This window comes from Flavobacterium sp. GW823-FHT06G12, from assembly GCF_058794775.1.
In genome coordinates this window covers 826,596-850,345 of the sequence record NZ_JBXAHE010000001.1, presented here as the reverse complement: position 1 = coordinate 850,345, position 23,750 = coordinate 826,596, and the positions used below count along the sequence as shown (strand labels likewise).

Here is a 23,750-nt window from a genome sequence, read left to right as displayed (position 1 = left end):
ATTAGCTACAGTAGCTATTTTGAATTCCAAAAACTTTATGAAAAAAATACCTGCCCTACTTGTTCTTTTAGTCAGCATTCAATTACAAAGCCAGACATTTGTAAAATTTAACGGAGCAACTGCATTACTTGCAATTCCAAATATTGGTATAGAAACCAGTATTGGAGAAAAAACCACTTTTAGCGCCGATGTAATGGCTTCTTTCTGGGAATCATTCAACGGAAATAACCCGATGAAATTTGTTACTATTACTCCAGAAATCCGTTATCATTTTAAAGAAAAATATAATGGTTTTTATGCTGGAGCACATATTGGAGCCGATAAATACGAATTACAAAAATGGAATTATTGGGATACTAATAAGTACGAAGATGGTTTCGGTTATAGAATTGGAGCTACAGTTGGTTACAATTTAAAACTAAGTGATAAATTTTTACTTGACTTTTTTGTTGGCGGTGGATGGCACCAAGGATTTTATAAAGGATACTATAACGACGGAACTCCTGGAAGATACGAAAAAGCACCAAATTACAACAAAAGTGGAGAATGGCTTCCATACCGCGGAGGTGTAATGATTTCTTATAAATTATAAAACTCAGCTTAATTTAGGAAGTGTTTTAATGTAAAGTTCTTCTACTTTTTTACGAGCCCAATCTGTTTTTCTTAAAAAAGTAAGACTTGATTTCACACTCGGATTTGAGGTAAAGCATTTAACAGGTATTAATTCTCCTAAAGTATCAAAACCATAATAATCTACTAGAGTTTCGACAATTTTTTGAAGTGTAATTCCGTGTAAAGGATCTTTAGATTGATTTTGCATCTTATACTTTTTAAATAATATCAAAAGACCGTACTTCAAAAAAGTACGGTCTTCTTTTTTTGCAAAATTACTAAAAGAATTTTACGTTAATCAAATAAAGAATAAATTAGAATATAAATTTAAAACCTACAGAAACAGGAGAAGTCAAGTTTGGATTACTTCCTGCCAAAGCAGTATTATAAAATGGGTCAACATTAGCAACATGTGCCAATCCAAAATTGGTAACCGTTGTTTTTTCTCCATCCTGAGCTTTTAATGTTGTAGAAGTAAAATTAGCCAAATCATAAGAGAATTCTACAGAGAAGTTTTTCGTAACAAAATAATCTAAACCTCCTGATACTGACAATCCAACTTGATTAACTTTCAACTCACTTTCTTTCTCTTTTCCAGTAATAACTGGAATTGCTGCTTGTCCGAAGAAATATAATGAACCTGCTACGTTCCAATATTTTCTAATTAAAGGCTGAACAACAATTAAATCTGTCTTTGCAGCTGTTCCTGCATCTGTCTGAGCTTTGATATTAATATATCCAACACCTGCCCCAACAGCAACTGATGGAGTAACAAACGTACCTACAACTGGGATTACAGATAAATTTGTGTTTTTATCACCCTCATTTTTAGTCTGCTGATACCCAAACTGAGAAGTGGCAAACCAAGCTCCTTTTAACCCTTGAGACGAATCTTGAGCTTTAGCAGTTAAACCGATTAACACCATACTCACTAATGTTACAATCTTTTTCATTTTATTTTGTTTTTTTAAATTACAAGGCAAACTTATGGGTAAGTTTTTTCCTTAATACTGATTAAAATCATAGATTAAAAAAAATCTTTAATTATCTTTAACTGCTACATTATTTTCAATTTTGTTTTACATTTGCAACTATGATAAAATCAGTCAATATACTTAACAAAAGAGCCCGATTCGATTACGAAATAATCGATACCTATACTGCTGGAATTGTTTTGGCAGGAACAGAAATTAAATCTATACGTCTAGGAAAAGCAAACATTACCGAAAGCTTCTGCGAGTTCAGCGGGATGGAACTTTTTGCTATTAATACATATATTGAAGAATATTCTTTTGGAAATCAATTCAATCATAAATCGAGAAGCGAAAGAAAATTACTTTTAAATAAAAAAGAATTAAAAACACTTCATAAAAGTGTACAAGCAAAAGGACTAACTATTATTCCTTTGAAACTATTTACAAATGAAAAAGGGTTAGCCAAATTGCAGATTGGCCTTTGCAAAGGAAAGAAGAACTACGACAAGCGTGAATCTCTAAAAGAGCAAGATACTAAGAGAGACTTAGACCGTATTAAAAAAGCTTATAATTAAAAGAAATTTAATTTCCTTATAATGACCTTTTTATAATATTTTATCGTTATTTTTATTACAAAATAATTTAACTGTAAAATATGAAAAAGTACTTCGTTTTGTTTTTCGCTATTTTGGCATTTTCAAGTTGTGGCAGTAATACTTCTATTGTAAACAGCTGGAGAGATCCTGATGTAACCATCACTCAGGAACATTTCAAGAAAGTTTTGGTTGTAGCTTTGGTCAAGGACGAAGCTTCGAGACGAATTACAGAAAATAGAATTGCAGCAAGCAATCCAATATTTAAGACCTCTTACCAATACTTAGATGCAACTTCACAATTATCACAAGAACAGAAACTAAAGGTTTTACAAGATGAAGGTTTTGATGGCGTAATCAGTATGCGATTAGTCAGCAAAGAAAAAGAAGTTAATTATGTCCCTGGAACTTACACTGGAATGTATTATGGTGGATTTGACGGAATGTATACAGGAATGTATGGTTATGGATTTGGGAATTGGTACGGAATGTACTCGCCTAATTTCTACGATCCTGGATATTATCAAGAAACTACATCTTATATGGTAGAAACCAATGTATTTTCATTAAAACAAAACAAATTAATCTGGACAGGAACTACAGAATCACAATATGTAACTGATTTAGGGCAAACAGTAGACGCAATTATGCAAACAGTGGTAAAAGAAATGAGAAAAGACGGCTCTTTGCCTCCAAAATAGAATAAAAAGTAAAGCAACTTCAAAATGTTGCTTTTTTTATACTTAAATTTATGACTAATTTTGTCAAGACTATAATTTTCATCAAAAATGAAATCACTTTTAAAAAATGCACGAGAACAAAAAGGTTTTAAAACCCGTGAATTGGCACAATTAGCAGGAATAGATCAAGCGTTAATCAGTAAATTTGAATCGGGAACACGAAAACCAACAAAAGAACAGATTTTAAAACTAGCTCAGCTTTTAGAAATTGATTACGAAACTTTAATGATTGCTTGGCTTAAAGAAAAAATTCTTTATGAAATTGGCGATGAAGAATTTGCATTAAAAGCCTTAATTTTAGCTGAACAAGAAATTCAAAACAATAAAAAAGAAATCAACTCAGCATTAATATTTTCTATTCAAAATATCTTGGATGAGATTGAAATCTTAAAAAATAAAATCCATTCTTTTAATCATTTTGAGTTCCGTCAAATTTCAAAAACTTTGGAATTAGAATTTATATTTAAAAGTATTCATTTAAACAAAAATCCATTAACATTTGAAGAAACTAAACTAGTTTTAAATGAAGGATTGACCATTTCTGGAAAAAGCATGCAAAATCATCTTGAAGCTATTAATTTTCAAGAAGCAACATTCTACATTAAAGATCTAATTCAAAAGAAAACGGCATTAAATGAAAAAGATTTTCTTTTGCTTCACACTTTTCTTTTTAAAGGATTTGAATCTGAAAGTTCTGGAAAATATACCAATGATGCACTTATTATACGTGAAATGAATTTATTTTTTAATTGGTATGAATCACAAAAAAACAATCTGCATCCCATAATTCTCGCTTCTGAAGCTCATCTAAAAATAGCTGAAATTAGGCCTTTTGAAAATGGAAATCTGCAAATGGCAAACTTAGCATTGAACTGGATTTTAATCCAACATAATTATACATACGTCACAATTGACGAAAATCAAAAGAGTATCGATGAATATTTCTCCATTTTGGAGGAAAGTCAGATTCAGAATGACAAATCAATTTTTATTAATTATATCATTCGAATTGAAAAAGAAAACTTAAAAAGCGCGATACAATTAATCGAAAAATAAAAAAGCCCAGCTAAAAACTGGGCTTTCTTATTAATTTTTATCTTCTAATAGAGGAACAAATCTAAATTCTCCAAATTCATGTTTTTCGAATTGAGTTTCATTTTTCCTGATTAATAAGGTCATAATCTGAACATCTTCTCCAAGTGGAATAACAAGTCTTCCTCCTATTTTTAATTGAGCCATTAACGGCTGAGGAATAAATGGTGCACCCGCCGTAACTATAATACTGTCAAACGGAGCAAAATTTGGAAGCCCTTTATATCCATCTCCAAAAGTAACATGCTTTGGACGAATATTTAATTTTGGAAAAAGATTCGATGTTGTCTTAAATAATTCACTTTGCCTTTCAACTGTATAAACTTTAGCGCCAAGCATAAACAAAACAGCCGTTTGGTAACCAGAACCAGTCCCGATTTCTAAAACTTTGTGATCTCTTTTTACTTCTAATAGCTGGGATTGAAAAGCAACCGTATACGGCTGCGAGATAGTTTGACCCGCTCCAATAGGAAAAGCCTTATCTTGATAAGCATAATCTTCAAAACTTGAATTCAAAAAAAGGTGTCTCGGGATTTTTTTTATCGCATCAAGCACTGCTTTATCAGTAATTCCTTTTTGCTCTAAAGTAGTTACTAATTGATTACGAAGTCCTTGATGTTTGGCAGTATCTTTCAAAATGAGTAGGTTTTATTTTCGCAAAAATAAGAAAACAAATGATCAAAAGTCAACTACTTTTTTTATGATTTAATTTCTATTTTTGATTAAAACCATAAACATAACAAACACAACCATTTTATGAAAAAAATTATACTCGGATTATCTTTACTGTTTTCATTATTGGGGATTTTAAAATCCTTTTTTTTTGTCTTTTATGATTTTGAAGATGTTACAGCATTTTTAAATTTTATACTATTAGATATTCAGCCATATGGCTTCGCAGGAATGGATATTTATATCCCTAGACACGTAATTCATGGTGATCCAGGCGGCACTATTTCACTGGGACTTGTAAATTTCTTTTTTATTTTAACTTTCCTTTCTGGCACTTTAATTTATTATTTTTCAAAATACAAAGAAACCAAACTCTTAGCTTTCAATTATTGTCTAGTTTTTTTAGATTCTATAACAAAAATAATCTCTTTTATTATTCTTTTTAATTTGGAAAAACTAAATATTTACAGTGTTTCTTATATCACAATAACGCTATTGTACATTTTCATCTCTTATCATTTCCTAACCAAAGAGCTAAATCCTAAAGGAATTGAAGATGATATTCAAACAACCGAAAATGAGCTTGAAAACGCATCAAACACAAAACGCTTTTTAAACTTATTCATTGATTCTTTCATTATACTTGCAATTGTATTTGGATATATTGAATACGCCGATCGACGTAATGACATAATGACTTTTTTCGGCTATTTCAAAAGTGCTTTTGGTGAACAATTTGCAGGAATAGCATTCTTTTGGACCGTTAAATTTATATATTATTTATTATTTGAATCTATTTTTAAAACTACACCTGCAAAATTTATAACATCATGTTATATAACAGACGAAGAAGGAAATTCACCAAATTTTCAAATGATTTTGAAACGAACATTACTTCGATTTGTTCCGTTTGAAAGTTTCTCATTTTTGCTTGGAAAAAATTTACACGACGATTATTCAGACACTTATGTTGTCAATAAAAAAACAGATCGCAAAATTGAAGATCGATATACACAATTTTTAGTAATCTCATTCGGAATACTTTTAGTTGTATACTTCACTATGTTTAAGAGAGATTTTTATTAATTAATAAAAACATAAGTGAGATTGATTTAAATTATCAAATCACGAAATCTTTGTAGCATTCATTTTCACGTTCAACAAATAAATTATATTTTTGTTTAAAATACATTCTCATGTTAAAAGTAGGAGTTTTAGGTGCTGGTCATCTTGGTAAAATACATTTACGCTTATTACAACAATCTGACAAATACGAATTAGTTGGATTTTACGACGAAAATCAAGAAAATGCCGAAAGAATCTCAAAAGAGTTTGGCTATAAAAACTTCAGCACAATTGCAAAACTTATTCACGCTGTCGACGTGATTGATATTGTAACTCCAACACTTTCACACTACAAATGTGCAAAGGTTGCGATCAAATCTGGAAAACATATCTTTATCGAAAAACCAATTGCCAATACTGTAGAAGAAGCTGAAGAAATTATTGCTTTAGCAAAAGAATACAATGTAAAAGGACAAGTTGGTCACGTAGAGCGCTTTAATCCCGCTTTTATTGCTACAAAAAACATGATCGAAAATCCGATGTTTATTGAAACACATCGTTTGGCCGAATTTAATCCGCGTGGTACAGACGTTCCTGTGGTTTTAGATTTAATGATTCATGATATAGATGCAATTTTAAGTGTAGTTAATTCAAAAGTAAAAGACATTCATGCAAGTGGAGTTTCTGTAATTAGCGATACTCCAGATATTGCCAACGCTAGAATCGAATTCGAAAATGGATGCGTTGCCAATTTAACTGCCAGTAGAATTTCATTAAAAAACATGCGTAAGTCACGTTTCTTTCAAAAAGATGCTTACATTTCTGTTGACTTTTTAGAAAAGAAATGCGAAGTAGTTCGTATGAAAGATGCGCCAGAAGTTCCTGGAGATTTTGATATGATTCTTCAAAATGCTGAAGGTGTTAAAAAACAAATTTATTTCACTAATCCAGATGTAGAACAAAACAATGCAATTCTGGACGAATTAGAATCTTTTGCAAATGCAATCAATACAGATACTACACCAGTTGTAACATTGGAGCAAGCGACAGATGCATTGCGAGTGGCGTATCAAATTATTGACTGTTTCGACAAATAATTTAAAGAATTTTAAAAATAAAATTAGCCACGAAATTCGCGATAACATTGTGAATTCGTGGCTAAATCGTAAAATATAATATCAAAAGTAATATGAAAACAATAGCTGTAATTGGAGCAGGGACAATGGGTAACGGAATTGCGCATACTTTTGCGCAAAGCGGATTTACTGTAAAATTAATCGATGTTTCTGAAAAATCATTAGATAAAGGAATGGCAACTATTGCTGCTAACTTAGATCGCATGCTTTCTAAAGGAACAATTACGCAAGAAGATGTTGCTAAAACAATCACCAATATTATTACTTATACAGATATAAAAGACGGTGTTGTTGGTGTTGATTTAGTAGTTGAAGCTGCAACTGAAAATGTTGAATTAAAACTAAACATCTTCAAACAATTAAACGAATATTGCTCTCACAATACAATCTTAGCTACCAATACTTCTTCAATTTCAATTACACAAATTGGAGCTGTTGTAGCACATCCAGAACGTGTTATCGGAATGCATTTCATGAATCCGGTGCCGATTATGAAATTGGTTGAAATCATCCGCGGATATAATACAAGCGATGAAGTAACTAAAATTATCATGACTTTATCTGAAAAATTAGGTAAAGTTCCTGTTGAAGTAAACGATTATCCAGGTTTTGTAGCAAACAGAATTTTAATGCCTATGCTAAACGAAGCAATCGAAACGTTATACAATAAAGTGGCTGGAGTTTATGAAATTGACACGGTAATGAAATTAGGAATGGGGCATCCAATGGGACCACTTCAATTAGCTGATTTTATTGGACTTGATGTTTGCCTTGCCATTCTAAATGTAATGTACGACGGATTTAAAAATCCAAAATATGCTCCTTGCCCACTTTTAGTAAATATGGTTAGAGCCGGAAAATTGGGAGTCAAATCTGGTGAAGGTTTTTACGATTACAGCGAAAGCAAAAAAGCAGAGAAAATCTCGAAGCAGTTTTTATAATCTCCATCTTTATATGTAAAACCTAATTTAAAGAAATATAAATTCTTTGATGAAAAGAAATCTAGTTTTAATTCTTTTATTGTTCACAACAGTTTGCATTTCGCAAAATGATCGATTAACATTAAAAAACCGTGAGTTTTCAATTTATCAAATTGACAGTATTTGCGAAGTTAAGGACTACAAGATTATATCTGAAGGTCTAACTGGAGCTGAAATGAAAATTGAGAGTCCTGGCAAAACAACAGAAGTAATACTTGGAAAAGGTACGTTTTCGTACACCATTCATCTTTTCCATTTTGATGAATCTTATTACAATAGTTTAACAAGGAAAGAGCAAAACAAATATAATTTTAGTAAAAACAGGAGGCTTTTAAAAGGTGAATACAATTCAAGTCTGTTTTACGAAAATTCATTTGGAGAAATAATCAATAGTGAATTTTATTATTTTAATGATGTCTTATTTCATGCAAAAATCAAACTTGTTAGGAGAGACAAAAACAAAAAAGATACTATTCAGGAATTCGATTTAAGCATTGCAGAATTAAACCAATCTAAAACAATTGAGAATATTTTGTCGATGAACTTAAAAGACTGGATAACTGAACAAAACGATAAAATAATTAAGACCTACAAAGATTTAAGATGAACACCATAAAACAAAATCTTACCTCTATAAAATCAACACTACCTGAACACGTAACCCTCGTTGCCGTTTCAAAAACAAAACCTGTTTCAGACTTGATGCAGGCTTATGAAGCAGGTCAGCGCATTTTTGGAGAAAACAAAATTCAGGAAATGACTGAAAAATGGGAACAAATGCCAAAAGACATTCAATGGCATATGATTGGTCATGTTCAGTCAAATAAAGTCAAATTTATGGCGCCATATGTCACTTTGATTCATGGTGTGGACAGTTTGAAATTATTACAAGAAATAAATAAACAAGCTTTAAAAAACAATAGAATTATAGATTGTCTTCTTCAAATTTATATTGCAGAAGAAGAATCTAAGTTTGGCTTGGACGAAAATGAATTAAATGAACTTTTAACTTCTTCAGAGTTCAAAGAGTTGAAAAATATTCGTATCTTAGGTTTAATGGGAATGGCCACTTTCACCGAAGACCAAAACCAAATAAAAAAAGAATTCACACATTTAAAATCTATTTTTGATTCCATCCAAAAACTGCAGATTGTTGATTTAAAAACAATTTCAATGGGAATGTCTGGAGATTATCAATTAGCCATAGAATGCGGAAGCACAATGGTAAGAATTGGAAGCAGCATTTTTGGCGGACGCTAAACATAAATCATAGATTTAACTGATTACTAAAACTGAGACTGAGCAATTAATTTGTACGCAATACTTGACATAGAGACCACTGGAGGACAATTTAATGAAGAGGGAATTACTGAAATCGCCATCTATAAATTTGATGGACATGAAGTAGTAGACCAATTCATCAGTCTTGTTAATCCCGAAATTCCGATTCAGCCGTTTGTAGTAAAACTGACTGGAATTAATAACGCTATGTTACAGTCGGCACCAAAGTTCTATGAAGTTGCCAAACGTATTATTGAAATTACTTCAGATTGCGTAATTGTGGCTCACAACGCTTCTTTTGACTACAGAATCCTTCGTACTGAATTCCGTCGTTTAGGCTACGATTTCGAGGCTAAAACACTTTGCACAGTAGAATTAGCTAAAAAACTAATTCCAGAACAGCCTTCTTACAGTTTAGGCAAATTGGTGCGTGCTCTTGGAATTCCAATGGCAGATAGACATCGTGCGAGCGGAGATGCTATGGCAACAACAAAGCTGTTCAAAATGCTTTTAGAAAAAGACACAGAGAAAACAATCGTAAAAGATTTTATAAAACTCGAAGTCGAAAAAGGGATTTCTCCTAAATTTTTAGACATATTAAATCAGATGCCAACCAAAACTGGGGTTTATTATATTTATAATGAAAGTGGTACTTTGATTTATATCGGCAAAAGCCAAAATATCAAAAAGAGAGTCAATCAGCATTTTACAGGAGTTACAACTAAAAGCAAAAAAATCCAGGCAGAAGTTTTTACTATAACTTATGAGGAAACCGGAAGCGAGCTAGTTGCGCTTTTAAAAGAAAGCCAGGAAGTAAAAATAAATCGTCCGAAATACAATCGTTCGCAAAAGAAAACTGTTTTTCCTTTCGCCTTATATGCAGAAAAAGATGCAAACGGATATATAAACCTAAAACTTGAAAAAGCAGACGGACGTAAAAAAGAAATTACATCTTTTGCCTCTTTGCAAGAAGGCAAAAATGCCCTTTTTAGATTTACGGCAAAATACCATTTATGCCAGAAATTGACAGGTTTATACCAAACCAAAAAAGAGTGTTTTCAATATAAAATAAAAGAGTGTGACGGCGCTTGTATTGGCGAAGTGACGCCAGAAGTCTACAATTTAAGAGTACAGCAGTTTATTTCAGAAAACAGTTTCGAAAATAAAAGCATGATCATAATCGACAGAGGTCGAAATGTAAACGAAAGAAGTGCTATTTTGATAGAAAATGGAATATATCAAGGTTATGCTTATTACGATTTGAACTATCAAATCACAAATATTGATATTCTTAAAAACATTCTAATCCCAATGCAGCATAATCGTGACGTAAAAAATATTATTCAGAGCTACATTCGCAAAAGCAAGTCATTAAAAATTATGCATTTTTAATACGATAAACTTTACGTATCTTAGTGATATGACAAAATACAAATCAAAATACGAGATTTTTAGAGAAAAAATCAAAATCATTCTCTACGGAACAAATACCATTTTGGGCAGAATGTTCGATTTGGTTCTCTTGGGACTCATATTATTAAGCGTATTATTGGTAATGCTCGATACAGTAGAAGGCATTAATCATAAATACCATCATCAACTCCTTATCTGCGAATGGATTATTACCGTTTTCTTTACCATAGAATATATTTTAAGGATTATTGCTATACAAAAACCTATAAAATATGTTTTTAGCTTTTACGGAATTATAGATTTGATGGCGATTCTACCAATGTATTTGTCAATCTTTTTTCCTGCAACAAATGTTTTGACAATTGTCCGTATACTGCGTTTTTTCAGATTATTCAAAATTCTGCATATTCCGCAAATTTCGCATCAATCTTACCAGTTAAAAGAAGCATTGCAAGCTAGCAAAGAAAAAATACTCGTTTTTATATATTTTGTAATCATCAGTGCCATTATTATAGGTGCTTTAATGTACGTTGTCGAAGGCAAAGAAAGTGGTTTTACCAGTATTCCTGTCAGTATTTATTGGTCAATTGTAACACTTACTACAGTAGGTTATGGAGATATTTCTCCAATAACACCGCTTGGGCAATTTCTCGCATCACTTGTTATGATTATGGGTTACGGAATTATAGCAGTTCCTACAGGTATTGTAACAGCAGAATTTGCCAAAGCTAGTTTCCGAAACAACTCAGTAAATGGAAAAAGAACCTGCTCGCAATGCAATGCCCAACTGCATTTTGATAATGCAAAATATTGTTATCAATGCGGAAAAACATTGCCTAATAATTAATTTATGAAGCTAATCTAGCTGTACATTACAACTCCTCCTTATCTTTGTTGTTTTTTAAAGTTATAAAAATTGCTTCCGTTGGCCGCTCTTTTATTCCCTAAAAACTAACAAATATAAGTCTGAGGTTTCCATTACCATCTGGGCTAAAAAATATGAAATACCTAATAACAATCGTCGGACCAACAGCTATCGGGAAAACAGCCCTAAGCATCGCCTTGGCACAACATTTTAAATGCGAAATTGTTTCGTGTGACAGCCGTCAGTTTTTTAAAGAAATGACGATCGGAACTGCCGTTCCAAATCAGGAAGAATTAAAGGCTGCCAAGCATCATTTCATTCAAAACAAATCGATTTTCGAAAATTACACCGTTGGCGATTACGAAAAAGAGGCGCTTTTAAAACTAGAAGAATTATATCAAAATAATGATTTTGCAATTTTAATTGGCGGATCAGGTTTATATGTAGATGCCGTTTTAAAAGGTTTTGACGAATTTCCAGAAATCGATCCAGAAGTACGCACAGAAGTAAATTCAAACTACGAAAAACTCGGAATCGAATATCTTCAGGAACAATTACAAAATCTCGATCCAGATTACTATCAGAAAATAACAATCGAAAATCCGCAGACCTTACAAAATCCACAGAGGATGATGCGTTTTGTGGAAGTTTGCATTGGATCGCAAAAACCATATTCTTCATTTTTAAATTTGAAGAAAAACAACCGAAACTTCACTCCTATTTTAATTGGTTTAGATGCAGATAGAGAAGTAATTTACAGCCGAATTAACCAGCGTGTTGACATCATGATGAATGAAGGTTTGCTAAAAGAAGCAGAAACCCTTTATCCTAACAAAGAGTTAAATGCTTTACAAACGGTCGGTTATAGAGAATTATTTAGTTATTTTGACGGAGAATTCACTCTGCCATTCGCAATTGAAGAAATAAAAAAGAACACCCGCAGATTTTCGAAAAGACAATTAACGTGGTTTAAACGAAATGAAAATACCAAATGGTTTGATTATTCGACCGATAGAAATGAGATTATTCATTACATCGAAGAAAATCTAAAATCATCAATCTAAAATCTAAAATTAGCAATGCCAATATCTCCAAATTTCACATCAGTTTTAAGTAAAGACTGGGAAATTAATTTTACACAATGTACGCCAAACGGCTACTTAAAATATACTGATTTATGCAATCTTTTACAGCTTACCGCTGCAGCTCATTCAGAAGTAGGCGGAATCAGTTTTACAGATATGCAGGAATTTGATCAGGCGTGGGTTTTGAGCCGCATGCGTGTAGAAATAACTACTTTACCAAAATGGCAAGATGTTGTCACTGTAAAAACTTGGATTAATAGCCTTGAAAATTCACGTTCTGTTCGTGCACTTGAGATGTATGTAAACGGAAAAAAGATTGTTGGAAGCGAAACCTATTGGGCTGTTTTCAACACCAAAGCACGTCGTCCAGAAGCCTTGGCTTTACCTTTTGAACATTTCGAACTTTACCCAGATAACAGAGCTACTGTTGAAGGATTTTCCCGAATCAACATTAATCCTGAAAAAGAATCGGTTTTCGAAAAAACAGTTTATTTATCTGATTTAGATATTGTAAATCATGCTAATAATGTAAAATATTTAGAATGGTGCCTAGATCATGTCGATGCCAAAAGAATTCTAAAACAAGAAGTTAAAAGCTTTGAAATGAATTTTCTAAAAGAACTTTCTCTAAACGATCAAGTTATTATTCATGAAAATGACAACGAAGATCATTCAGCAACAACATTCAGCATTACAAAAGGCGATAAAAATTGTTTTGCATTAGAATTACACTGGAAATAAAATTCTCTTCTATCTATTCCCACAATCTTGTCATTTCGACGAAGGAGAAATCTCCACGAGTAGCTCCGCATCGAGAATCCAATCTTTATGGAGTTACTTGCGAAGATTTCTCCTTCGTCGAAATGACAAACTTTGTGTATTTATCACTTGAAAACAAAAAACGATGCAAAATTGCATCGTTTTTTGTTTAAAATCATTTCGATTTCTTTTTAGATTTTTTCTTTTCTTTAGGTTTCTTCTTTTCCAACAAATCAATTTTATCTTTAATTCGTTTTTCTACTTCACTAATTCCAGAATCATAATCATGTTGAATAGAATATAATTTTGCCTGTTTAATTTCTTTTAATGCATCTTTGAATTTATGCTGCACTTCCAACAAAACAGCTTTCCTTACAAAAATCATCGCTTTATTTATTCCCTTAATTGTCAAAGCAAAGTCAATTAATTTTTGAGCTTCTTCATAATCTCCATTCACAATCAACGTTTGCAAATAATACGGATAAACTTCAAGAGCATGAATATTAATAGCTAAAGCTTCCTGAAAATACGATTTTGCTTCCTCGTAATTCATAAGTTGCTCTGCCTGAATTCTTCCGTATAAACACAAAACCATTGTATTTTTTGAATCATAAGAAAAAGCGTAATCTAAAGATTCTATGGTTTCTTCAAGCGAATAAGGATAATTATCTAAAGCTTGAAATAGGTATTTATCAATTGTTTTCATTTCGTAAATCGTTTTTTAGTTTCTGACGAGTTCCTTTATAACTTTTCTCTACTTTATTCTTTTTAAAATCACTTCCAGTAAAAACTCTAACAGGATTTCCACGTTGTACATTCAGCTGGTTTTCCCATTGTTTTCCTACGTGATTTTTTAGTTGAAGCCATTTCTCGTCTTCTAATTTTTTAATTAATCGTTCTGTTGCCAGTTTTTTATTCTGATGCTGCGATCGGCTGTCCATTGACACGACGGCAATTCCTGTTGGAATATGAGTCGCTCTAATTGCAGAACTTACTTTATTTACATGCTGTCCTCCTGCTCCAGAGCTTCTCATGGCTTGATACTGAATATCATTTTCAGAAAACAAATTATTTTTCTGTTGTTCAATTTCAAAAATGCCGATAAACCAGTTTTTGCGTTTATGCATTTTCCTAAACTGACTTTGGCCAATCCATTGAATTGTTCCTATCCAAGAATCCACAAACTGATCTGCATTTTTTCCTCTTACGGCAATCGATGCCGTTTCTACAGTTCCATTTTCACTGCCCGCTTCTCGCTGAAGCAAAACAGTTTCTAAATTTTGATCCTGCGCTTCTTCTAAAACTTTTTTAAGCACTTGGGCAACAACCCAAGTGCATTCTGCAGGTCCCCGACCCCCTGTTATTTGAATTATTCTTTCCATTTTTCTAATACTTTAAGAAGCTTTTCTCTATTTTTTGCTTCTTTAATAAATTTTGGAAGCCTTGAAACCATTGTTCCATTGCCGCTTCCGTTATTATTTCTTTCTCGTAAATCTGCTTTAATGTATCTCTCCAAATAAGCAATATGCTCCTGATTGTAAGCCCATAAAACGTTTTTACAAACTCCTTTTTGAAACCAAAGTGGTAAATTATACCAATGATCTCTTACTAAACCATTGTCCAATTTAGATTCTACTTTAACCCTATAAGTTTTAGTTTTCCATTCTTCTTGAAAATTACAATGAGGGCATTTCGTCTTATACGTTAAAGGCTTTTCTTTTAATGGCTGGGATTGGTATTCAAATTTTTCGTGGCAATTATTACAATATTCTTTGCCAAAAGCAATGTATTGATATACAGGTTCGTTTATTTTATAAAAGCAATTTTTGCATTCAAAAACCATATTATGGCATCTTCCACATTCACATTTTTCCTTTAATTCTTCTTTCACACTCGCTTTCGATTCACATTTTGGACATTTAACCAAAATCTCATTGTAAAAACTTCCCAACCATTTATTTTCGTCTTGAAATCTTTCCATAATCTTTACTTTTTTTTAGCGATCCATTCTAACAATTCTAGGTGTAAATGTTCCTAAAACTTCGACTAAATCCGTTTGGTTTGCCATTACTTTTTCGATGTCTTTGTAAGCCATTGGAGCTTCGTCAATATTACCGCCAATCAAAGTCACAGCATGTTTCTTCAACTCTTTATTAATCTGACTTTGCGTAAAACTGCTTTTGCATTTTGCTCTCGAAAACAAACGTCCAGCACCGTGTGAAGCTGAGTTTAAACTCTCTGCATTTCCTTTGCCTTTTACAATAAAACCTGGCGCTGTCATTGAACCTGGAATAATTCCCAACTGACCTTTTCCTGCAGGAGTTGCTCCTTTTCTATGTACAATACATTCCTGATCATTTACTGTTTCTTTCCATGCAAAATTGTGATGGTTTTCAATGGTTACTACAACTCTTTTCCCAATCGCTTTAGCAATTCTTCTATGAATATCATCATGACAAGCTTTTGCATATTCTCCAGCTAAATTCATTGCCAACCAATATTCCTGACCATCGTGCGTATTCAAATTTAACCAAGCTAAATGCTGTACATTCTTTGGTAACGGACATTGTTTTGTTGCCAAATAAGTATAATGTTTTGCAATGTTAGCACCCAAGCCGCGAGAACCACTATGTGACAACACAGCAAAATATTCTCCTTTTTCAAGCTTCCACTCGTTTTCTGGATTATCAATTTTTGCAATTCCGAATTCTACAAAATGATTTCCTCCCCCCGAACTTCCCAATTGCTTGTAAGCTTTTGGCAAAAGATTCTTTAACAAAGGAATATCTTGAAATTCGCTTTTATAAAAAACCTCATGATCGACTCTTGAAGCATGTGTTTCATACATTCCGAATTTTGTATTGTCTTTGAGAATAGCTTCTAATTGATGCTCTCTACCTTTGAAATGAGACGCTGGTAAATCAAAGATTGAAAGGCTCATTCTACATCCAATATCAACTCCAACTCCATATGGAATAATTGCATTATTAGTTGCTAATACGCCACCAATTGGCAGTCCATAACCAGAATGTGCATCTGGCATTAAAGCACCTGCAACCGAAACTGGTAATTTCAATGAATCGTATAATTGAAATTTTGCTTGCTGATCGATTTCATTCTCTCCAAAAATGGTAAAAGGCGATCTTGTTGTTTTAAGCTGATGCATTCTTACTTGAACGGGTTTTATCAAACCTTCCGCAACTTTGCCCCATGTTCCGTTTCCTTCATATTTTTCAGGATTTAACAATACATCTTTCGCTTCCGTTAGAATAGATTCTTTTTTTTCTCTTTTTCTATATCTGTTTATCTGCCCTAAGGCAATGTTTATTGAATTGTTCTTTGGAAAACCTAATTTAATCAGGTCTTTTCCAGATAATTTATTTCCCATGATTTTCTATCATATCATCTGCATATTGCTGATACAATGCATGCAGACTTTTATTTTTAATTGGACTTATCTCTTTTGGATTTTCTTTTTCATAGTAACTCCATTTACGAGAACTGCCGTGTATTAATCTGTTTATTTTATCTCTCAGATCGTGATTAACAATATAATTATCAATAAGCTGAATTTGGCTTTCTAAATCTGAATCGACCATTTTTGTATGCGTTATCATATAAGGGCTAACGCGAAGAACATATCGCCAAGGTTCATTAAATACATAATGAATTTTGTATCGTTTGCAATTGCTGCACCACCTTTCCCTTTTATAAAAATGAGTTTTTTCTTTTTCGGTCAATTCTAATTTTGAACTTTTCCATTCCCATTCCGAAAATTCTTTTACTGTTTGGAATTTTTCAACATAAACATTTCTTCTTTTTCTCTTTTTCTTTCGTTTAAAAGATTTTTCGGGAGAAAACCGCCATGTATTTATTTTTTCCAATAATTCTCTGTAAAATGAAGCATCACTAGATCTCGCAATATCATCTCTTAATTTAAAATTACGTTGCCAGCCTTTTTGATAATGAATTTCTAAAGGAACTAATGGTAAGTCTCTTCGCTTTTTCCAGAGTTCAATTTCAAGCTTTCTTAATTGAATTAATTGTTTTTCAAAATCTTCTTTTACTAATCTTTTCTTTTTTCTTTTGCTTTTAAAACGGGTACATAAAGCATACTCGTCTTCCGCATAATTTTCCATAAAAAATTATCGTGCATTAAATTAACAGCCAAAAAGGCTAAACCATTTATCCTGACAGATAAATTCTAAAAATCGATTTTCGGGAAAATTTTGAAGAGTCTAGAATAAAAAAAAGCCCGAAACTTATTGTCTTCGGGCTTTTTTATATATCAAAAATTGTATTTCTAAGATTGAAATAAGCCACGAAGAACTGCTTCACCAAATCTGTTTGGTGTAAAGCTTTGAGATGTCAATGTAAGTACAAACATTTTTTCTTCGTTTTTAAAGGGTTATTAATTTTTTCGTGTGCAAATATTCATAATACTTTTTTGATTTTCCAAATTTATTTAAAGAAAATTCTTCAAAATAAATACAACAACTATTTTTAGAACCTAAAATACACTTTCTAAATATCTAAAATTCAAACAATTAAAACAAAACTCATATCGCAGAAATAAATCCAAAATATTCTAATTTAATGCACAAAAAAAGCCCCGATTTCTCAGGGCTTTAAATTTTGTTGGTGAATTAATTATTCAGAAACTTTGCTTTTTATCACTAATCTGAAACCTTCTCCGTGAATGTTTAAGATTTCAACATCTTCATCTGCTTTTAGATATTTTCTTAATTTAGCGATGTAAACGTCCATACTTCTTGATGTAAAGTAGTTGTCGTCTCTCCAGATTTTTGTTAAAGCTAATTCTCTCGGCATTAAATCATTTTCATGAAGAATAAGCATTTTAAGCAATTCATTTTCTTTTGGAGATAACTTAATTGGTTCTTCATCTTGGAAAGTCAAGAATCTTAATTTCGAATTTAAGTGGAATTTACCAATATTAAATTCAAACTGAACTTGTTCCGCTTTTGTATCAGCCGATTTTCTTTGAATGATTGCTTTAATTTTCATTAAAAGAACTTCAGAATCAAAAGGTTTATTTAAATAGTCATCTGCACCAGCTTTATAACCTTTTAACACATCTTCTTTCATAGATTTTGCTGTTAAAAAGATAATTGGCACTTCACTGTTCTTCTCTCTAATTTCTTTGGCCAAAGTGTAACCATCTTTATAAGGCATCATTACATCAAGAATACACAAATCATACACATCCTTCTTGAATTTTTCGAAACCTTCCATACCGTTTTTAGCTAAAGTAACTTCAAAGTCATTTAACATTAGATAATCTTTAAGAACTGCCCCAAAATTTAGGTCATCTTCTACTAAAAGTATTCTTTTGTTAGTATTTTCCATATTTTAATTTATTAATGGTATTTTTATTATAAAGGTGCTACCCTTTCCTTTTTCACTTTCTACATATACTTGACCATTGTGATCCTCTACTATTCTTTTTACGTAAGCAAGCCCTAATCCGTGTCCTTTTACATTATGAAGATCACCTGTGTGTTCTCTGTAAAATTTCTCAAACACTCGTTTTTGAGCTATCTTACTCATTCCCAACCCATGATCTCTCACTTTTATCAAAATCATATCTTTAATATTTTCAGTAAAGATTTCAATCTCTGGTTCATCTGGAGAATATTTTATGGCATTTTCCAAAATATTAACCAGCACGTTTGTAAAGTGAACTTCGTTTATCAAACAGGTTGTTCTTGCTGCATTATAATGCTTTACTACAGTACCTTTTCTATCTTCTAGGATAAGATTTACGTGCTCAATAGCATCGTCAATTATATCTGTCACAACAGTAGGTTCTTTGGTTATGTCTAGTTCTCTTTTTTCTAATTTTGAAATACGAAGAACGTTCTCAACCTGCGCATGCATTCTTTTATTTTCGTCTCGAATCATTTGAAGATAACGATAAACCTTTTCTTTATCTTCAATAACTTTCGGACTTCTTATAGCATCTAATGCTAGATTTATAGTTGCAATTGGAGTTTTAAACTCATGCGTCATATTATTTATAAAATCGGTCTTGATTTCAGAAATATGCTTCTGACGCAATAATTGATTTAACGCACTTGTGTATGCAACTATTATAATTAATGTAAAAACTATCGATAAAATAGTAATACTTAATAATTCAGATAATAAGAATTTCTTTTTATGCGGGAAAGTAACTGATAATTCGTATCTGCTATTTCCTTCATTATCTGTATAAATTGGAATATTATATGTAGATTCTTTATCAAAATGAAATCCGTCGGACTTAATCTTTGTTGGAACTCCACTGCTGTATATTCCGAATTCAAATTTGGTTTTCACACCATATTCTTCTAGTTCTTTTTTCAATAATTTAAAGAGCTTGTCTTTTGTAATTCTCCCTTCAATAGGAGTTAATGAAGCAATATCTTTATATTGAATTTGCTGTTGAACTTTATTTAAAATGTCTAAGCTTCCTGACTTTTCTATTTTAAGATCAGGAATAATACTCTGTCCTAAACTATTATTGTCAATTCCGCTATTGTTATTGTAAACTTCTGTTACTCTCTTAGAACTAAAATTCTTAAAACGTTCACTACTGAATTTTTTGTTAAAAACAGAACCATTGATATCATAATCTTCAGATGTCAATGTATTTGAATAAACGATTGTTTTATTCGTTTTCGTGTTTCTCTGTACGTAAAGTACTTCTAGTAAATCTTCTTTTTTTGGAATTTTACCCGTACTATCTTTTATACGGTTGTATTTGTCGTAGAAACTGTACTCTTCTTGTTGTTCCAGTTTATCTGCAACATTTCCAATTACTTGAGTAACGTGGTATTTAAATTGTTCTTCATTATTTTTGAACGAAGAATTGAACCAAAATACTTGTACCAGAATAATCCCTATTAAGGACAAACTCATCAGTAAAACAAGTATTCTAAAAAATAATTTATTCATCGAAACAAAATTAATATTTTAACAATATACTAAATAATACATTAACCAAATATTAACATTTAAGACTGTTTTTGTTTTATATTTAAAATTTTAAGAATTTTAACAACTTCTTCTTTAGCATTTTTAAGATTATTGTTATTAATCACGAAATTGCTCTTAGAAATTCGTTTTTCGTCATTCCATTGCATTTTCATTCTACTTAAAACTTGTTCTCGGGTAGTTTTATCTCGTTTTATAACTCGTTCAATTCTCACTTCTTCAGGAGCTGTCACTGTTATAATTACGTCACAATCTTTATATCGTCCACTTTCAAATAGAATAGCGGCTTCATACATTACATAATCATAATTTTTGTGTTCTTTTACCCATTGCTCAAAATCTAATTTCACTGCCGGATGAACAATTCCATTTAATTTTGCCAACTGTTCCTTATCGTTAAAAACAACTTGCGCTAATTTGGCACGATTTAAAACTTCATCATCAAAAATACTGCCACCAAAAGCAGATTTAACCTCTGCGAGAATATTTTTTGACTGCATTACTCTTTTCGCACCGTCATCAGCAATATAAACAGGAACTCCCATTTCTTGAAAATAGTTTGCAACAGTAGTTTTTCCACTGCCTATTCCTCCTGTAAGACCAATAACTTTTGTCATTCTTATATTTTAAAAAACATACGCGGAAAAGCCTCTTGTGGTTTTTTCTTTAGTAAAATTACTTTCACATATGATTTTAAAAATCCTGTTCCATAACCATAAAACTGTTTCCACACTGCTATTACAGATAGATATCCAATTTTGATACTTTTATTTTGAACACTAGCTGTAAGAAAAATTATAACGAAATATACAAAATATAATTGTAATAAAATATCGATATTGAAAATTAACAATAAAAAAGCTAATAATAAACCAAGAATAAAAAACGTCGGAAAGAAAAAAGTTAGCTTATTATGTTCTGGATACCAACTATTTAAAATTGGTCTAGCTATTCCAAATTTGTTTACTTGAATAGAGAATTTTTCCCAATCAATTCTTCTTTTATGGTACACATAAGCTTCTTTAAACAGTCTGGTTTCAAAGCCTAAATTCCACAAACGAATTGATAAGTCAGGATCTTCACCTGGATGTATATTTCCAAAACCTTTTGAAGCTTCAAAAGCTTTTTTAGAAATACCCATATTAAAACTACGTGGCTGAAACTTGTTTATCTTCTCAGAACCACCTCTAATTCCTCCTGTAGTCAAGAAAGAAGTCATGGCAAAATTGATCGCTTTTTGAATATCCGAAAAGCTATCTAAAGCTTTGTCCGGACCTCCAAAACAGTCTACATACTTTTCATCTAGTTCTTTGCGAACTTCTGTTAAATATTGCGAAGGAATGATACAATCTGAATCAAAAATGATAAAATAGTCTCCTCTAGCCCTCTGCATTCCGAAATTTCTAGAATCTCCTGGCCCTGAATTTTCTTTAAAATAATATGATATATTTAATTTTCCTTGATAATTCATCACCACATCTCTACATGGAATGGATGATCCATCTTCGACAAGAACAATTTCAAAAGCTTCATTATAATCAGATTTTGAGAGACTTTCCAAAAGCTCATCAACTTCATCTGGACGATTATACACGGGTATAATTAAAGAAAAAATCATAGCAGAATGCACGTTATTAAAGGGTAAATTTTTATTGTTTTAAAATTTTAACAAAGATATGGTATATCCACAAAAAAACCATCAACTTTTGGTTGATGGTTTTTGGTTTTACTTAGTAAAAATGTATTATTTGATGCTTTCTATATTAACAACTTCGTTAGTATCTGCATTGTAATCAACACCAGCCACTTCGAATCCGAATAAATTCAAGAAATCGCTTCTATAGCCAGCTAAATCACCAATTTCTGGCAATGTTTCAGTTGTAGCTTCTAACCAAAGTTTTGCTACTTTTTCCTGAACATCTTCACGCATTTCCCAATCATCAATTCTGATTCTTCCTTTTTCATCAACAGGAACTTCAGAACCAGTGAATAATCTGTCTTGGAATAAACGCTGAATTTGCTCAATACAACCTTCGTGAATTCCTTCTTCTTTCATGATTTTGTACAAAAGAGAAATGTATAATGGAATTACTGGAATTGCAGAACTTGCTTGTGTAACTAATGCTTTATTTACAGAAACATACGCTTTTCCTCCTATAGACTCTAAAGAATCTGAAATAGTAAACGCCGTAGCCTCTAAGTGATCTTTTGCACGACCAATAGTTCCTTTTCTGTAAACTGCTTCAGTTAATGATGGCCCAATATAAGAATAAGCAACAGTTGTAGCACCTTCAGCTAATAAATTTTCAGCTTTTAAAGCGTCAATCCACATTGCCCAGTCTTCTCCACCCATAACGGCAACAGTGTTTTCAATATCTTCCTCGTTTGCAGGAGCAATAGAAACATCTGAAACTTTTCCTGTATGGAAATCAACTGTTTTATTTGTAAATGTTTGTCCAATTGGTTTTAAAACTGAACGATGTGTAACTCCTGTATTTGGATTTGTACGTACTGGAGAAGCTAAACTATAAATTACAAGATCTACTTGTCCTAAATCTGCTTTAATTAAATCTAGAGTTTCTCTTTTGATTTCGTTTGAGAACGCATCACCGTTGATACTTTTTGCATATAAACCTGCTTTATGAGCTTCTTTTTCGAATGCTGCAGAATTATACCATCCTGGAGAAGCGGTTTTTCCTTCAACTGGCGGTTTTTCGAAAAACACTCCAATTGTTGATGCACCAGAACCAAAAGCACTAGTAATTCTTGAAGCTAATCCGAAACCTGTAGAAGCACCAATAACTAAAACTTTTTTAGCACCAGCGATTTCGCCTTTAGATTTTACGTATTCGATTTGATTTTTTACATTTTGTTCAGCTCCCGTTGGGTGGGCGGTCAAACAAATAAATCCTCTCATTCTAGGTTCTATAATCATCTTGCAATTATTTTTTTTGTATTATTTCAATTTCAGTTTTAATTTTTCAAAAATAGACATTTTATCCTTAACCCTTTTCATATTAGCCTTCATATTGTCAATAAAATTTGGGTTTAATGCATTTTTCTTAGCCTCTTTATAATAGCAATAAGCTGCCGTATATTGGTTTTCGTACTCCGCCATCCTTCCTAATTCACTGTTATATGAAGAGTTATCTGCCGTTTCTAAATTTGCTATTGTAAATGCAATATGCTCTTTTGCTTCGGCATAACGGCCAATATCAATGAGTAAATAAGTGTAATTTAAGTATGGAGCTGAATATTTAGGATCAAATTTAATAGCTAATTTATAGTGAAAAATTCCTTTTTCGTAATCACTTAGTTTATTATAATAAATCCATCCCAAATGATTGTGTGCTTTACCAAAATCAGGATATTGCGATAAAATTTCTTCTAGTAATTCTTTTGCTTCTGCTGAATTTCCTTCAGAAATTAACGAATCTGCTTTTATAAACTGATTTTCGTAAAAACTCAAACTCTCCATTTCTATATT

General features: G+C 31.9%; 27 protein-coding genes. 13 read left to right on the top strand and 14 right to left on the bottom strand.

Annotated features, from left to right (window positions below):
- Positions 1-37 precede the first annotated feature (37 nt).
- Positions 38-592, top strand: a complete 555-nt coding sequence (locus AC1Q5Z_RS03725; RefSeq protein ID WP_343588889.1) for a DUF3575 domain-containing protein — start codon at positions 38-40, stop codon at positions 590-592.
- A 3-nt stretch (positions 593-595) separates the two neighbouring features.
- Here the strand turns inward: AC1Q5Z_RS03725 and AC1Q5Z_RS03720 are convergent, their stop codons facing one another.
- Both AC1Q5Z_RS03720 and AC1Q5Z_RS03715 read right to left on the bottom strand, forming a co-directional pair.
- Entirely contained in the window at positions 596-820 is a 225-nt protein-coding gene (locus AC1Q5Z_RS03720; RefSeq protein ID WP_278022034.1) for a VF530 family protein, read from the bottom strand.
- A 106-nt stretch (positions 821-926) separates the two neighbouring features.
- The gene (locus tag AC1Q5Z_RS03715; protein ID WP_343588888.1) at positions 927-1,565 is read right to left on the bottom strand and encodes a hypothetical protein; all 639 of its coding nucleotides are present in this window, start codon (positions 1,563-1,565) and stop codon (positions 927-929) included.
- A 140-nt stretch (positions 1,566-1,705) separates the two neighbouring features.
- Here AC1Q5Z_RS03715 and smpB point away from each other — a divergent pair, with 140 nt between their 5' ends.
- The 3 genes from smpB (at position 1,706) to AC1Q5Z_RS03700 (ending at position 3,975) form a co-directional block, all read left to right on the top strand.
- A complete protein-coding gene (gene smpB / locus AC1Q5Z_RS03710) occupies positions 1,706-2,161 on the top strand; it encodes an SsrA-binding protein SmpB (protein WP_095927676.1) in 456 nt (151 codons plus the stop codon).
- 80 nt (positions 2,162-2,241) lie between these two features.
- Entirely contained in the window at positions 2,242-2,880 is a 639-nt protein-coding gene (locus AC1Q5Z_RS03705; RefSeq protein ID WP_492443836.1) for a hypothetical protein, read from the top strand.
- 87 nt (positions 2,881-2,967) lie between these two features.
- A complete protein-coding gene (locus AC1Q5Z_RS03700) occupies positions 2,968-3,975 on the top strand; it encodes a helix-turn-helix domain-containing protein (RefSeq protein ID WP_343588886.1) in 1,008 nt (335 codons plus the stop codon).
- A 30-nt stretch (positions 3,976-4,005) separates the two neighbouring features.
- On the opposite strand, the gene AC1Q5Z_RS03695 is transcribed toward AC1Q5Z_RS03700, so the two are convergent.
- Positions 4,006-4,647, bottom strand: coding sequence for a protein-L-isoaspartate(D-aspartate) O-methyltransferase (locus AC1Q5Z_RS03695; protein WP_177209989.1), 642 nt, complete (start codon positions 4,645-4,647; stop codon positions 4,006-4,008).
- Between the two features lie 120 nt (positions 4,648-4,767).
- Between AC1Q5Z_RS03695 and AC1Q5Z_RS03690 the strand changes: the two genes are divergently transcribed.
- The 9 genes from AC1Q5Z_RS03690 to AC1Q5Z_RS03650 all read left to right on the top strand — a co-directional run bounded on the left by AC1Q5Z_RS03690 (position 4,768) and on the right by AC1Q5Z_RS03650 (position 13,249).
- On the top strand, positions 4,768-5,769 hold the full coding sequence (locus tag AC1Q5Z_RS03690; RefSeq protein ID WP_343588885.1) for an RDD family protein: 1,002 nt from the start codon (positions 4,768-4,770) through the stop codon (positions 5,767-5,769).
- A gap of 110 nt (positions 5,770-5,879) precedes the next feature.
- A complete protein-coding gene (locus AC1Q5Z_RS03685; RefSeq protein WP_095927680.1) occupies positions 5,880-6,845 on the top strand; it encodes a Gfo/Idh/MocA family protein in 966 nt (321 codons plus the stop codon).
- Positions 6,846-6,937: 92 nt separating this feature from the next.
- Positions 6,938-7,825, top strand: coding sequence for a 3-hydroxyacyl-CoA dehydrogenase family protein (locus AC1Q5Z_RS03680; protein WP_095927681.1), 888 nt, complete (start codon positions 6,938-6,940; stop codon positions 7,823-7,825).
- Positions 7,826-7,874: 49 nt separating this feature from the next.
- Positions 7,875-8,471: a hypothetical protein gene (locus tag AC1Q5Z_RS03675; protein ID WP_492443835.1), complete on the top strand. Its 597-nt coding sequence runs from the start codon at positions 7,875-7,877 to the stop codon at positions 8,469-8,471.
- Positions 8,468-9,124 carry a YggS family pyridoxal phosphate-dependent enzyme gene (locus tag AC1Q5Z_RS03670; protein WP_492443834.1) on the top strand — a complete coding sequence of 219 codons (657 nt, stop codon included), beginning with the start codon at positions 8,468-8,470 and terminating at the stop codon, positions 9,122-9,124. Before AC1Q5Z_RS03675 ends, AC1Q5Z_RS03670 begins: the two co-directional genes overlap by 4 nt.
- Positions 9,125-9,175: 51 nt before the next feature.
- Positions 9,176-10,537 (top strand): exonuclease domain-containing protein, encoded by a 1,362-nt coding sequence (locus tag AC1Q5Z_RS03665; protein ID WP_492443833.1) that lies wholly within the window; start codon positions 9,176-9,178, stop codon positions 10,535-10,537.
- A 28-nt stretch (positions 10,538-10,565) separates the two neighbouring features.
- On the top strand, positions 10,566-11,405 hold the full coding sequence (locus AC1Q5Z_RS03660; protein WP_343588881.1) for an ion transporter: 840 nt from the start codon (positions 10,566-10,568) through the stop codon (positions 11,403-11,405).
- Between the two features lie 152 nt (positions 11,406-11,557).
- Positions 11,558-12,487, top strand: coding sequence for a tRNA (adenosine(37)-N6)-dimethylallyltransferase MiaA (gene miaA, locus AC1Q5Z_RS03655; RefSeq protein ID WP_343588880.1), 930 nt, complete (start codon positions 11,558-11,560; stop codon positions 12,485-12,487).
- Between the two features lie 15 nt (positions 12,488-12,502).
- The gene (locus AC1Q5Z_RS03650) at positions 12,503-13,249 is read left to right on the top strand and encodes an acyl-[acyl-carrier-protein] thioesterase (protein ID WP_492443832.1); all 747 of its coding nucleotides are present in this window, start codon (positions 12,503-12,505) and stop codon (positions 13,247-13,249) included.
- Positions 13,250-13,442: 193 nt separating this feature from the next.
- Here AC1Q5Z_RS03650 and AC1Q5Z_RS03645 read toward each other — a convergent pair whose 3' ends face one another.
- From AC1Q5Z_RS03645 to AC1Q5Z_RS03595, 11 genes are all read right to left on the bottom strand, one after another.
- Positions 13,443-13,973: a hypothetical protein gene (locus tag AC1Q5Z_RS03645; protein WP_343588878.1), complete on the bottom strand. Its 531-nt coding sequence runs from the start codon at positions 13,971-13,973 to the stop codon at positions 13,443-13,445.
- Positions 13,960-14,649 (bottom strand): peptide chain release factor H, encoded by a 690-nt coding sequence (prfH, locus tag AC1Q5Z_RS03640; RefSeq protein ID WP_492443831.1) that lies wholly within the window; start codon positions 14,647-14,649, stop codon positions 13,960-13,962. Before prfH ends, AC1Q5Z_RS03645 begins: the two co-directional genes overlap by 14 nt.
- The gene (locus AC1Q5Z_RS03635; protein WP_343588876.1) at positions 14,637-15,248 is read right to left on the bottom strand and encodes a hypothetical protein; all 612 of its coding nucleotides are present in this window, start codon (positions 15,246-15,248) and stop codon (positions 14,637-14,639) included. The genes prfH and AC1Q5Z_RS03635 overlap by 13 nt, the downstream gene beginning before the upstream one ends.
- Before the next feature lie 15 nt (positions 15,249-15,263).
- Positions 15,264-16,655, bottom strand: a complete 1,392-nt coding sequence (locus tag AC1Q5Z_RS03630; protein WP_343588875.1) for an RtcB family protein — start codon at positions 16,653-16,655, stop codon at positions 15,264-15,266.
- Positions 16,645-17,406, bottom strand: a complete 762-nt coding sequence (locus AC1Q5Z_RS03625; protein WP_343588874.1) for a hypothetical protein — start codon at positions 17,404-17,406, stop codon at positions 16,645-16,647. The genes AC1Q5Z_RS03630 and AC1Q5Z_RS03625 overlap by 11 nt, the downstream gene beginning before the upstream one ends.
- Positions 17,407-17,917: 511 nt before the next feature.
- Entirely contained in the window at positions 17,918-18,634 is a 717-nt protein-coding gene (locus AC1Q5Z_RS03620; protein WP_095927693.1) for a response regulator transcription factor, read from the bottom strand.
- Between the two features lie 3 nt (positions 18,635-18,637).
- Positions 18,638-20,224 (bottom strand): sensor histidine kinase, encoded by a 1,587-nt coding sequence (locus AC1Q5Z_RS03615; RefSeq protein WP_198856091.1) that lies wholly within the window; start codon positions 20,222-20,224, stop codon positions 18,638-18,640.
- Between the two features lie 59 nt (positions 20,225-20,283).
- Positions 20,284-20,880: a dephospho-CoA kinase gene (gene coaE, locus AC1Q5Z_RS03610; protein WP_286966082.1), complete on the bottom strand. Its 597-nt coding sequence runs from the start codon at positions 20,878-20,880 to the stop codon at positions 20,284-20,286.
- Between the two features lie 2 nt (positions 20,881-20,882).
- A complete protein-coding gene (locus AC1Q5Z_RS03605; protein WP_343588873.1) occupies positions 20,883-21,881 on the bottom strand; it encodes a glycosyltransferase family 2 protein in 999 nt (332 codons plus the stop codon).
- 126 nt (positions 21,882-22,007) lie between these two features.
- Positions 22,008-23,198 (bottom strand): enoyl-ACP reductase FabV, encoded by a 1,191-nt coding sequence (gene fabV, locus AC1Q5Z_RS03600; protein ID WP_492443830.1) that lies wholly within the window; start codon positions 23,196-23,198, stop codon positions 22,008-22,010.
- 21 nt (positions 23,199-23,219) lie between these two features.
- Entirely contained in the window at positions 23,220-23,741 is a 522-nt protein-coding gene (locus AC1Q5Z_RS03595; protein ID WP_198856095.1) for a tetratricopeptide repeat protein, read from the bottom strand.
- Positions 23,742-23,750 lie beyond the last annotated feature (9 nt).